15 protein-coding genes are annotated in these 9,690 nt (G+C 61.1%); 9 read left to right on the top strand and 6 right to left on the bottom strand.

What is annotated here, in order from left to right; translation table 11 throughout:
• Positions 1 to 39 precede the first annotated feature (39 nt).
• Together ACK3SC_RS07275 and ACK3SC_RS07270 are read left to right on the top strand one after the other, a co-directional pair.
• The gene (locus ACK3SC_RS07275) at positions 40 to 1,278 is read left to right on the top strand and encodes an MFS transporter (RefSeq protein WP_416839442.1); all 1,239 of its coding nucleotides are present in this window, start codon (positions 40 to 42) and stop codon (positions 1,276 to 1,278) included.
• A gap of 144 nt (positions 1,279 to 1,422) precedes the next feature.
• Complete coding sequence (locus ACK3SC_RS07270; RefSeq protein WP_416839441.1) at positions 1,423 to 1,869, top strand: ester cyclase; 447 nt, start codon at positions 1,423 to 1,425, stop codon at positions 1,867 to 1,869.
• A 46-nt stretch (positions 1,870 to 1,915) separates the two neighbouring features.
• Here the strand turns inward: ACK3SC_RS07270 and ACK3SC_RS07265 are convergent, their stop codons facing one another.
• Positions 1,916 to 2,113, bottom strand: a complete 198-nt coding sequence (locus tag ACK3SC_RS07265; protein ID WP_416839440.1) for a hypothetical protein — start codon at positions 2,111 to 2,113, stop codon at positions 1,916 to 1,918.
• 173 nt (positions 2,114 to 2,286) lie between these two features.
• Between ACK3SC_RS07265 and ACK3SC_RS07260 the strand changes: the two genes are divergently transcribed.
• Together ACK3SC_RS07260 and ACK3SC_RS07255 are read left to right on the top strand one after the other, a co-directional pair.
• Positions 2,287 to 2,712: an EamA family transporter gene (locus ACK3SC_RS07260; protein ID WP_416839439.1), complete on the top strand. Its 426-nt coding sequence runs from the start codon at positions 2,287 to 2,289 to the stop codon at positions 2,710 to 2,712.
• Between the two features lie 78 nt (positions 2,713 to 2,790).
• Entirely contained in the window at positions 2,791 to 3,354 is a 564-nt protein-coding gene (locus tag ACK3SC_RS07255; RefSeq protein WP_416839438.1) for a thioredoxin family protein, read from the top strand.
• Between the two features lie 27 nt (positions 3,355 to 3,381).
• Here ACK3SC_RS07255 and ACK3SC_RS07250 read toward each other — a convergent pair whose 3' ends face one another.
• Together ACK3SC_RS07250 and ACK3SC_RS07245 are read right to left on the bottom strand one after the other, a co-directional pair.
• The gene (locus ACK3SC_RS07250) at positions 3,382 to 3,810 is read right to left on the bottom strand and encodes an RNA-binding protein (RefSeq protein ID WP_416839437.1); all 429 of its coding nucleotides are present in this window, start codon (positions 3,808 to 3,810) and stop codon (positions 3,382 to 3,384) included.
• A gap of 36 nt (positions 3,811 to 3,846) precedes the next feature.
• Positions 3,847 to 4,047 (bottom strand): DUF1918 domain-containing protein, encoded by a 201-nt coding sequence (locus ACK3SC_RS07245; protein WP_416839436.1) that lies wholly within the window; start codon positions 4,045 to 4,047, stop codon positions 3,847 to 3,849.
• Positions 4,048 to 4,240: 193 nt separating this feature from the next.
• Between ACK3SC_RS07245 and ACK3SC_RS07240 the strand changes: the two genes are divergently transcribed.
• Positions 4,241 to 4,810, top strand: a complete 570-nt coding sequence (locus tag ACK3SC_RS07240) for an NUDIX hydrolase (protein WP_416839435.1) — start codon at positions 4,241 to 4,243, stop codon at positions 4,808 to 4,810.
• A gap of 42 nt (positions 4,811 to 4,852) precedes the next feature.
• On the opposite strand, the gene ACK3SC_RS07235 is transcribed toward ACK3SC_RS07240, so the two are convergent.
• Complete coding sequence (locus ACK3SC_RS07235) at positions 4,853 to 5,185, bottom strand: 2Fe-2S iron-sulfur cluster-binding protein (RefSeq protein ID WP_416839434.1); 333 nt, start codon at positions 5,183 to 5,185, stop codon at positions 4,853 to 4,855.
• A 107-nt stretch (positions 5,186 to 5,292) separates the two neighbouring features.
• Between ACK3SC_RS07235 and ACK3SC_RS07230 the strand changes: the two genes are divergently transcribed.
• The 3 genes from ACK3SC_RS07230 (at position 5,293) to ACK3SC_RS07220 (ending at position 7,337) form a co-directional block, all read left to right on the top strand.
• On the top strand, positions 5,293 to 5,964 hold the full coding sequence (locus ACK3SC_RS07230) for a thioredoxin domain-containing protein (protein WP_416839433.1): 672 nt from the start codon (positions 5,293 to 5,295) through the stop codon (positions 5,962 to 5,964).
• Positions 5,965 to 6,099: 135 nt separating this feature from the next.
• Positions 6,100 to 6,669: a TlpA family protein disulfide reductase gene (locus ACK3SC_RS07225; RefSeq protein WP_416839957.1), complete on the top strand. Its 570-nt coding sequence runs from the start codon at positions 6,100 to 6,102 to the stop codon at positions 6,667 to 6,669.
• Positions 6,669 to 7,337: a cytochrome c biogenesis CcdA family protein gene (locus tag ACK3SC_RS07220; protein WP_416839432.1), complete on the top strand. Its 669-nt coding sequence runs from the start codon at positions 6,669 to 6,671 to the stop codon at positions 7,335 to 7,337. The genes ACK3SC_RS07225 and ACK3SC_RS07220 overlap by 1 nt, the downstream gene beginning before the upstream one ends.
• 27 nt (positions 7,338 to 7,364) lie before the next feature.
• Here the strand turns inward: ACK3SC_RS07220 and ACK3SC_RS07215 are convergent, their stop codons facing one another.
• Positions 7,365 to 7,493, bottom strand: coding sequence for a hypothetical protein (locus tag ACK3SC_RS07215; RefSeq protein WP_416839431.1), 129 nt, complete (start codon positions 7,491 to 7,493; stop codon positions 7,365 to 7,367).
• Between the two features lie 29 nt (positions 7,494 to 7,522).
• Positions 7,523 to 8,818 carry a twin-arginine translocation signal domain-containing protein gene (locus ACK3SC_RS07210; protein ID WP_416839430.1) on the bottom strand — a complete coding sequence of 432 codons (1,296 nt, stop codon included), beginning with the start codon at positions 8,816 to 8,818 and terminating at the stop codon, positions 7,523 to 7,525.
• Positions 8,819 to 8,958: 140 nt separating this feature from the next.
• Here ACK3SC_RS07210 and ACK3SC_RS07205 point away from each other — a divergent pair, with 140 nt between their 5' ends.
• Positions 8,959 to 9,624: an SCO family protein gene (locus ACK3SC_RS07205; protein ID WP_416839429.1), complete on the top strand. Its 666-nt coding sequence runs from the start codon at positions 8,959 to 8,961 to the stop codon at positions 9,622 to 9,624.
• The last annotated feature ends 66 nt before the right edge of the window (positions 9,625 to 9,690 follow it).

Genomic DNA, 9,690 nt, shown 5'->3' with positions numbered 1-9,690 from the left:
GACGGCGTGTTTTTGACCACTGACTTTGCATACTCCCCTGTGACGGATACGCAGGAGCGTCGAGTTGTGAGTCTCGTCGCGGGGTCTCACGTCGTCAACCACGCATATTTGGTCGCCCTCGCGCCAGTCATCGGCGTCGTCGCCGCGGAGTTCGACGTGAGCATCGCCGCCGTCGGACTGGCCATCGGTGTTCAAGGGGCGGTCGTGACGCTCTTACAACTTCCATTTGGCTACATCTCCGATACGAAGAGTCGGACGACGGTCCTCGCGATCTCGCTCGTCTTCGGCACACTCGGCATCGCCGCGACTGCCATGGCCCCCTCGTATGGCTGGCTTCTGGCCTCACAGGCGCTGCTCGGGGTCGGAATCGCAGGGCACCATCCTGCGCATTATCCACTGCTCGCGACGGCGTCTTCGGAGACGAACCGTGGCCGTGCCTACTCGCTCCACGCACTCGGCGGCTCGCTCGGATTCGCCGTTCCGTACGCCATCGCCGCCGGAACGAGTGCCCTCGGCCTCGACTGGCGCTGGGTCATTGGAATCGTCGCCATCCTCGGCGCAGGATTTGCACTCGTCGCGCTTCCGGTCGCTCGCGGCTTGCCCGCGGCAATTGCGCAGCCAGCAGAATCGGACAAACCGACCAGTCGACCATCGCTGGGAGGGGTACGCCGTGGGGCGGTCGAACTCGTTCGGTCGTCCGGGTTGATGGGGCTCGCACTCCTCTCGTTTCTCACAGCGTCGGCCGCGTGGTGTATCAGAACCTACTCTCCACAACTCCTTTCGAGTGGCTATGGCCTCGCGCCGGGAACAGCCAACATCCTCGTGTCGGGGATGCTCGTGGTCGGTGCGGGGTTCATCCTCCTCGGTGGGTCGCTCACTGACCGCATCGGCCCCGGCGACGTCGCACTCGGCGGCTACGCGGCGCTTGCCGGACTGGCGGCCGTCCTCGCCAGTGGGATGCTTCCACTCGCACTGCTCGTGTTGATACTGCCGTTTAGCGGCACCATCAGTGTCTCTCGACCGGCACGCTCGACGCTCGCAGACCGATTGTCAGAGCGAAGTGACCTCGGCAAGAACTTTGCCGTCGTCACTATCGGCATCTCACTCGGCGGTGCTGTCTCTCCACCCGCGTTCGGTGCGCTCATCGACTTCGCAAGCGTCCGCGTTGCCTTCGGCGTCGTCGCCATCCTCGGCGTCGCCTCGCTCGTCCTCACACAGTGGCTTCTCGGACGCGTCGACGGGTCGGCGCGAACCCCGGAGGCCACTGTGAGCGACTAACGTCGGTGTCCGACAGCTCACAGTCTGCTTCAGGTGTGCAGTCGGTTTGGTATCCGGTTCGCCGTTCGTTCCGTCGAAGACGCTCATGACAACAAGAATTCATTACTATGTCACTACCGAGCGTACACGCAGACGGTGATAGAGATGGCAGCAACATCCGAACAGGAACAACAGAACCGAGAGTCGTGTATTCGTATCGCTGAAGAACTGTGGAACAAGCGAAATTACGACGTCGTAGACGAGGAATACGACCCGTTAGCCGAAGCACACGCGTTCTCGGAACCGGAAGGGGTCGTGGGAACGCAGGCGGTCAAGGAGTGGGCCCAGAAGTATCACGACGCGTTCTCTGACTTCCACGTCGAACTGTTCGACGTCGCAGCACGAGACGATGTCGTCTATGGACGGTATCACCTCTCAGGCACGCACGACGGAACACTCCGTAGCGTACGTGGAGACATTCCTCCGACTCACCGGAAGATAGACACGTGGGGCGTCGTGGAGATGCGCTTCGAAGGCGGACTCGTCGTCGAAGAGTGGAACAGCACGGATATAATGACGATGCTGTCGCAACTCGGTGTCACTCCCGAGTAACCACGTTTCTTTTTGAAAAAGTCACCACTCACAGCGCAGTCGTAACTTAGCCGGACCACTCGCCGGCGACGTCGTCAGCGACTGACTCACGCCACATGCCGAACCCTTGCCGGCAGATTGGACTCTCGTCGATGTGGTCGATGAAGCCAGCACCTGCACTCGTCAGTTCAGCGAGGCAAAACGGGCAGCAAGTCGGGTCGTCCCACGTGTGTGCAATGACCGAGGGGGATACTTCCTGGGACATGTCTACACATATGCGATATTACTTGATAAATCTATGCTCATTTCCATCTATTGAAGACACTTTGGCTGTACTCTCTGATATTAGAACCTGATTGACCACTTATAGCCTGCTGACGGTTCTGAACCGTAACCCTATACACAGTTCGCACCCGGTACTGGAATGGTGAACTCGCTGTGAACTATCTCTCGTGGGCCGTCATCGCGCTCGGTGCGTACTCTCTCGTTGCACCGTTGATGAAAGTCGCAACGACTGGACAGGCGAAGATCCCGAGTGACGTGGCTGCACTCGTCGCGAACAGCATCCTCGTCGTCATCACACTCGGCGTCGTCGTCGTCTCTGGACAGAGCATTTCGGACTCCATCGTCAGTTCGAAGCTTCCGTACGTTCTCCTTGCAGGCGTCTGTCTGGCCGTGGGCATCCTCTCGTACTATCGGGCGTTAGCGCTCGGCCCCGTCTCTATCGTCGCTCCGATATTCGGGATGTTTCTCGCGATCTCGTCGCTCGTCGGTATCGTCGCCCTCGGCGAACCCGTCACGATTCGAAAAGCAGCAGGCATCGGCTTTGCAGTGCTCGCCGTCTTCCTCGTCTCTGTCGAATGACTCTTGTTCGGTTCCTGCCGACGAGTAGTGGATTCCGCGGGCCAACGGTTTTTGTCTCTCGCGGGCTAACACCGGTTCATGGTACTGCTCGAATCCGACTCTGAACTCGAAACCGGCGACGACGCCCCCGATTTCGAGCTTCCAGGAACCGACGGTGAAACCTACTCGCTGGAGTCGTTCGCGGAGTACGACGCGCTCCTCGTCGTCTTTACGTGTAATCACTGTCCGTACGCGAAAGCAAAGTTCGACGAACTGAACCACCTCGCATCGTCGTACGACGACCTGGCCGTCGTCGGCATCAATCCGAACGATGCCGAATCGTACCCCGACGACTCCTTCGACCGGATGAAAGAACTCGTCGCTGACGGGACGATTCAGTACACGGCCTATCTGTACGACGAATCACAGGACGTCGCGGCGTCGTACGGTGCGGTTTGTACGCCGGACCCGTTCCTCTTCGAGAACACAGGCGACGCGTTCGAACTCGCGTTCCACTCTCGCATCGACGACGCGATGAGTCCCGATGACGAAGTCTCGGAATACGAGATGCGAGCGGCCGTCGAGGCGCTGCTCGCGGGTGACGAGATCCCCATCGAGGAGTATCCCTCGCAGGGCTGTTCTATCAAGTGGAAAGACGAGTAGTGCGTCGGGCGTGAGAGCCGCCGCGACTTACTCGTCGCCAAGCAGTGCTTGTCGAGCATTCTTCACGGCCGCCGCTTTCTTCGCAGGATAGGCTTCGACCTTCGCTCGGAGTGTGACGCCACCGCCACGACGTGCCTCGCCTTTGAACGCCGCCTGCTTGTCGAGTCGCAAGAAGAACTCGGTGTTGTCGGTGACTCGTTCGTCGAGTTCGTCGAGGAGTCGGTCGAAATCAGGGAGTTCCCGAATCTTCGAGAGGATATGTCGAATCTCGTCGGCCCGCTCGGCACGTGCCGAGAAGACGACGATTCGGTCGCCGTGGTGGCCGGTGCTCTCCATTCGGTCTACCTCGAAGTCGTCGGGGAGGAAGGTCCGAAGCGCCTCCTCGACCCGCTTTTCGTCTTCTGTCTCGTAACAGAACGTTCGGAGGTCGATGTAGTGAAACGGGACGCGTGGCATTGTAGGGGTCTTTTCGGAGGCGGCGGTGTGGTCGACTTACTCTTCGTCTGCGTCGTCTGCGTCGACTGCTTCGAGCTGGTTCGCGGCGATGCCGACTTCCTGCCCTTCGTCGAAGCTGATGGTGTAGGTCGGTTCTCCGAACATGCTCTCGATGACCTGCGTGACCGTCCCGGTCTCGCCATCGAACTCGCTGTGCTGGTCGTGCAGAACGACTTTGTCGTCTTTCTCGAAGCTCATAGCCACAGGTTCCGTCCCGTCGAATAAAAGGGCGATGGTTGGCCGCGACGCCTCCCTCGTGCGTCGCAGCGACTCCGTGACCAGACCCAGCTAGCAGCGTCTTTGTCCCGTGTCGAAGGCGATTAGTGACGCCACTCCAATGAGCACGTATGCTGAGCTGTCCGCTCGCGAACCGACCGCCTGACGGAATCGGATGACGGTCGACAATCTGTGGTTCCTTGCCGACCAGGCACGACAGCGGGCCGAACAGACGTATCACCGCCTTCAGCGGACGCACACTGACTTCCTCGAACCGGTCCACACACGACGCGTTTCTCGCGACCGGTTCCGGACACTCGCGTTGCGCGTGAAGGCGAGTGGGACACCCTACGGGTCTCACACGCTCGTCCGACGTGCTGACGACGAAATCCTCCTCGTTCGACACGAGGGCGTCGATATGTGGGTTCTTCCCGGCGGCGGCGTCGACGACGGCGAGAGCTTCCAAGCGGCTGCCCGACGCGAACTCGCCGAAGAAGCAGGAATCACAGCAACGTACAACGGGCTCGCGATGGCGACCAGAGTCGACATCTGGTGTGACGGCCACCAGACGTGGGGTATCATGCCGATTTATCAGGCCCGCGCCGCCGACAGTTCGACGCCCGTTGCCGACGACCCCGAGGGGGAAGTCTCTGCTGCAAAGTGGTTCTCTATCGACGACATCCCGGCTGATACTCGTGACCGTTCGGACCTTCGAGCGTGGTTCGACCACGTCAAAGACAGCTGAGTTCGGTTCCGTCTATCTCCGTCTCGACACCGCACCTGCAGCTTATTCGTCCGAGTCCGCATCGACGTGTTGGCCCCAAAAGCCCGGATATTTCTCCACGGTGAGGTCCCCCAGTACGAGCGTCTGGCACGCGAGTCTGAGTCCCGAATCGGGGTCGTGCGGGGGCAACCGCAGTCGCAACCGCTCTTTTTTGGTCCGATAGGTGACGGGGCCTTCGACCCAGACAGCACAGGTCCCACAGGACCCTCCACCACGGCAGTTGAACCACGTCGAGTGTCCGTTGTGCGGCGATTCACCAGCCGCTCGAAGTACGTCTCGGAGGACAGCCCCCCGTTCGCACGTGATCTCCTGGCCGCGGAAGCGGACGGTTGGCACGACCAACAGGATGCGTTCTAGTACATAAGTGGTGCCGTTCTCCGTGAGCCACCCACTGTCTCCGTGCCCCGGTGAGTCTAAGTATGGCACCTCCCTTTCAACTAACTATGCGACAGACTCGACGCGCGTATCTCGCCGCCGCTGCCGGTGCGTTGACGCTCGGAACCGCAGGTTGTCTCGGTGGTTCCGGTGGCGGTGCCGTCGACTCCCTCGACTGTGATGTCCCCCAACGAGAGACGATCGACTCCCTCCCTGCTCCAGCGATTGGCCCAGACGACGCCGCCGTCGTCGTCGACGGGTGGGAAGACTTTGCGTGTCCTCACTGTGCGACGTTCAGCCTCGACGTCCTCCCGAAAATCCAGTCGACCTACGTCGACGAGGGAATCGTCCAGTATCGTCACCACGACCTTCCGATTCCCGTCGACGAATGGTTGTCGTGGAAAGGTGCCTCTGGTGCCCGGCAGGTTCAGACCGAAGCAGACGACGAGACGTTCTTCGAGTTCGCACATACGCTCTACGAGAACCAGTCGAGATTCCGGCAAGGCGACGCAGAAGAGAAGCTGTCGACGCTGCAGACGTTCGCAAACGACGCTGGACTCGATGGCTGTTCTATCGCCGCTGCTGCCTCCCGTGAGCGATACCGTCCCCTCCTCGAAGCAGAGCGGTCAGACGCCGTCGACGAACGCGGATTCCGTGGCACACCGACCGTCCTCGTCGACGGCCAACAGGTCAACGCGACGTGGGACGCCATCGAATCCGCCATCGAGAACGCTCGCTAACCGGGATTCGATTCGCACACCACCTCTCGCGCATGATTCACGCACGACACCAGCGCTTCTATAGGTCGAGATTTACCTATGGGTACGTATGAGAGCGATGCGACAATCTCCTGTGGTCTCTCGGAGTGGTGGTACGTGAACAGGCGCGACGCACTCGGAATCCTCGCAGGCGCTGGTCTCACCGGGCTCGCTGGGTGTCTCAGTGGCAGTACATCAGGCTCCGTCGCCGATGGAGAGACGACTGAGATGCCAGAGCAGTCGCCGGACTCGTCGGAATCGGGCGACCTCCCGCTTGTCGTCGAGACCATCGATGCACAAGGGTCGTCAGCGGGCGAGATTCGCGTCCCAGTCGAGGGGACGCCCACCGTTGTCGACCTCTTTGCGACGTGGTGTGCACCGTGTGTCGCACAGATGGAGTCACTGCGGAGCCTCCACGAGGAGTTCGGTGCCGACGTGGCCTTCGTCTCCGTGACGAACGAACGACTCGGCGGTGGACTCACCATCGACGACATCCGTGGCTGGTGGACTGAAAACGAGGGTAACTGGACTCTCGGCCACGACCCAGAAAGTCGACTGATGCGTGCAGTCCGCGCGGGCGGGCTCCCGTATCTCGTCGTCTTCGACGCTGCTGGAGAGATAACGTGGACCCATCGCGGACTCGCGAGCGAAGCAAATCTCCGCGATGCAATCGTGGACGTTCGCTGATGCTCGGCTTCGACCCTGCGTTTGCCGGTACGGTGGCGTTCGCACTGAGTGCAGGCGTCGCGACGTTCTTCGCCCCTTGTGCGTATCCACTGCTTCCGGGCTACGTTGGCTACTATCTCTCTCGTGAAGATGCTGACCTGAGTGGGGCAGTCACCCGTGGGTCTGTGGCGTCGCTCGCTGCTCTCGTCGTCCTCGCGGCAGTCGGTGGCGTCCTTACACTCGTGAGTAGTCGTCTCGCGTCACACCTTGCACTCCTCGAACCACTCGTCGGCGGCGCACTCGTCGTCTTCGGCCTCCTCATGTTCTCCGGGCGAGCACCGAGTCTCCACGTCGTTCTCCCCGAGTATCGGTCGTCTGTGACTGGATTCGGCATCTTCGGTGCAGTCTACGGCCTCGCCGCCGCTGGATGCGTCGTTCCGATCTTCCTTGGGGTCGTCGCCCAGTCGTTGGCGCTGCCGACGGCCCAGGCGGCCATCTCCCTCGGTGTGTACGCTGCTGCGGCGGCCCTTCCGCTCGCAATCGTCACCGTGTTGGCCGCGCTCGGTGGCGACCGAATACGGTCGCTATCGGGATACGTTGGCTCGGTGCAGAAAGTCGCTGCTATCGTGATGATTGCCGCCGGACTCTGGCAAATCGGGCTCTCATTGTCGTTCCTCGGGTACGTCTGACCGGCGAGGTACCTTCTCTCCGTTCTGTTAGACGAACCGGTCGAACAGTTTCCCGAGTAAATAGGCTGCAGGGACCGCGCCGAACATGAAGACGAGTGCGAGGACGAACTGAACGAGGCGGGTCGAAAGTTCGGGTCCGAGTTGGACGAGTACCATCGTCGTTGCAGAGAATAGCCGGAGCGTCTCTAAACGTCTTCGGGCGCGTCACCCGCCGGCGTCGGCACCGACCGAATCCGCCGCGGTGGAACGAGGAAGTTGCCGCGGTGCTTGACGAAGAGATATTCGAGGATGCCGTTGCTCACCCGTTGGCGAATCGTCGGAATGTCGGTCAGGTCGGTGCCGTTCATCGCTTCGCGAACTGCTTCGAACTCCGAGATACCGCGTTGTAGGGATGGGAAATGGAGGCTTGCGATGCCGTCGTCGGTCGATTCGAAGTGCCGACGAAGCAGTTTGACGTTTCCATCTTCGTCGCGGTTGGCACGGGCCGCCTTCTGGGCGTGGCCGACGTGTCCAAACTGCTCGGCGTCGTCTCTGATTCGGTCGAGCATCGAATCGATACCGCTGTCGTCGCCGAGGTTCGCACCGATACCGTCGACCAGTCCCTGTTCGGCGTGCCCCGGCGAGAACAGCTTCATGACGCGGTGATACTGGTCTTCTTCGTCGTACCAGTCGGCGAGTCGCTGGCGGATGGTGGCGACGTGTTTCGTCGTGCCGCCGGCGAACGGGCCATCGGAGATGGTGACGTACTCCTCTGTCGCCTGATTCTTGGCGAATCCGGCTTTGAACCCCATGAACAGCGGTGACTCATCCGGGACCGGGTTTCCGTCCGGGATGCCGTTGATATCCGACTGATGTTCTGCCGGAAGGCCAGCACCGACGAATCCGGTTCGTCGCGACCCAACCGAGAACACACCCGAGAGGTCGGCGTCGACCTGGATGCCGTTTGCCGTGTCCACGTCGCCGAAGAGTGCCTGTTCAGCTTCGAGAACCACGTCTGCGCGGTCCGATGCGAGGTGAATGAGTGCGTCCTGTCTATCGAACTCAGGCGTTTCGAACGGTGAGAGTGCGCGCGGTTCGGGCAGGTCGATGGACGCTGGAAGCGGGTCGTCGAATCGCTCGAAGTACCGTGGTGAGTAGCCAACCGACCAGAGCAACCCTTCGTGACTCCGTTCGTACGCTCTGTCGAGGACGCGAAACGCTGCTTCGACTGTCGAACGGTCGGACGCTGTCGGTGGGCCGTCACGCGTCAACTCGACGTAGAGGAGAATCTGATGGCGAGGCATCTCGAGGTTCCCGTACTCGTCGGACTGACAGGCGTCGTTCCACGCGTGCTGACTCGCAGGCAGCGCGTCGAAGTCGTCGGTTCCCGATGGAACTGGTGCCTCCGGTGCGTTGTCGAGGCAGGCCGATAGCGCCGCGGCCCCGCCTGTTGCGACGGCGGCCTTCAGGAACTCTCTGCGGGACGGCGACCCCTCGAACATACGCCGGCTAAGGACTTCTCAGCCAAGTCCGTTCTGATGTTCGCGTGCGATAGTGGTTCGGTTCTCGAACCAAATCCACCGGTTGGACGTTCGAAACACACACCAAACGGCATTTTACTGTCTGGCCGTAAGAGCCCCCAATGAAGCGACGAACCTATCTCCGCGCTGTCGGTTCAGGCGCGGCAGTCGGGCTCGCTGGCTGTCTCGGCGGCGGGAATCCGAACGTCTCGCTCGCCAAACCTGACCGCGAAAACGACGTTTCGAGTGAGGACCTGCCGTACCCAGCGTGGGGCCAACAGGTTCCTGACGTGACCCTCACGGACCCGATTCACGGCACGGAAGTCTCCGCCCGCGACATCGACGTCCCCCACTTCCACACGTTCTTCTTTACGAACTGTATGACCGTCTGTCCGGTCCTCATCAGCGCGCTCCGAGAGGTACAGATTCACTCCGTTACCGAAGGCTACGCGGACGACGTGGCGTTCTACCCCATCACGTTCGACCCCGCCCGCGACGACGCGGCGGCCTTCCGGACAGAAGCAGACCAGATGAACGTCGATATGGACGTCGGCAACTGGCACTTCCTCCGGGCCGGAGACGAAGCAGCGACGAAGACTGTCGTTCAGGACGAGTTCGGCGTCTTCTTCCAGAAGAACGAACCGAACGAAGAGGGGAACTACATGTTCACCCACCTCGGGCTGGTGATGCTCGTCAACGGTGACGGCTACGTCGAACGAACCTATCGCGGGAACCAGCCCGACGAACAGACGCTTATCGACGACCTGACTGCACTGCGAGAGGCCTAACGACCCGCCGTCGGCCCCTCTTCGACCCTTCGTTGCCCCCTCGTCACACGTTTCGATAGCTATCGT

The organism is Haloferax sp. DFSO52 (genome assembly GCF_048158745.1).
In the GTDB taxonomy this organism is placed as follows: Archaea; Halobacteriota; Halobacteria; order Halobacteriales; family Haloferacaceae; genus Haloferax.
This window is presented reverse-complemented; position numbering and strand designations above follow the sequence as displayed.

Coding starts and splice junctions, on each gene's coding strand:
- ACK3SC_RS07210 (WP_416839430.1), bottom strand. CDS start 8,818: ATGTTCGAGGGGTCGCCGTCCCGCAGAGAGTTCCTGAAGGCCGCCGTC.
- ACK3SC_RS07270 (WP_416839441.1), top strand. CDS start 1,423: ATGGCAGCAACATCCGAACAGGAACAACAGAACCGAGAGTCGTGTATT.
- ACK3SC_RS07215 (WP_416839431.1), bottom strand. CDS start 7,493: ATGGTACTCGTCCAACTCGGACCCGAACTTTCGACCCGCCTCGTTCAG.
- ACK3SC_RS07255 (WP_416839438.1), top strand. CDS start 2,791: ATGGTACTGCTCGAATCCGACTCTGAACTCGAAACCGGCGACGACGCC.
- ACK3SC_RS07205 (WP_416839429.1), top strand. CDS start 8,959: ATGAAGCGACGAACCTATCTCCGCGCTGTCGGTTCAGGCGCGGCAGTC.
- ACK3SC_RS07230 (WP_416839433.1), top strand. CDS start 5,293: ATGCGACAGACTCGACGCGCGTATCTCGCCGCCGCTGCCGGTGCGTTG.
- ACK3SC_RS07220 (WP_416839432.1), top strand. CDS start 6,669: ATGCTCGGCTTCGACCCTGCGTTTGCCGGTACGGTGGCGTTCGCACTG.
- ACK3SC_RS07265 (WP_416839440.1), bottom strand. CDS start 2,113: ATGTCCCAGGAAGTATCCCCCTCGGTCATTGCACACACGTGGGACGAC.
- ACK3SC_RS07250 (WP_416839437.1), bottom strand. CDS start 3,810: ATGCCACGCGTCCCGTTTCACTACATCGACCTCCGAACGTTCTGTTAC.
- ACK3SC_RS07240 (WP_416839435.1), top strand. CDS start 4,241: ATGACGGTCGACAATCTGTGGTTCCTTGCCGACCAGGCACGACAGCGG.
- ACK3SC_RS07245 (WP_416839436.1), bottom strand. CDS start 4,047: ATGAGCTTCGAGAAAGACGACAAAGTCGTTCTGCACGACCAGCACAGC.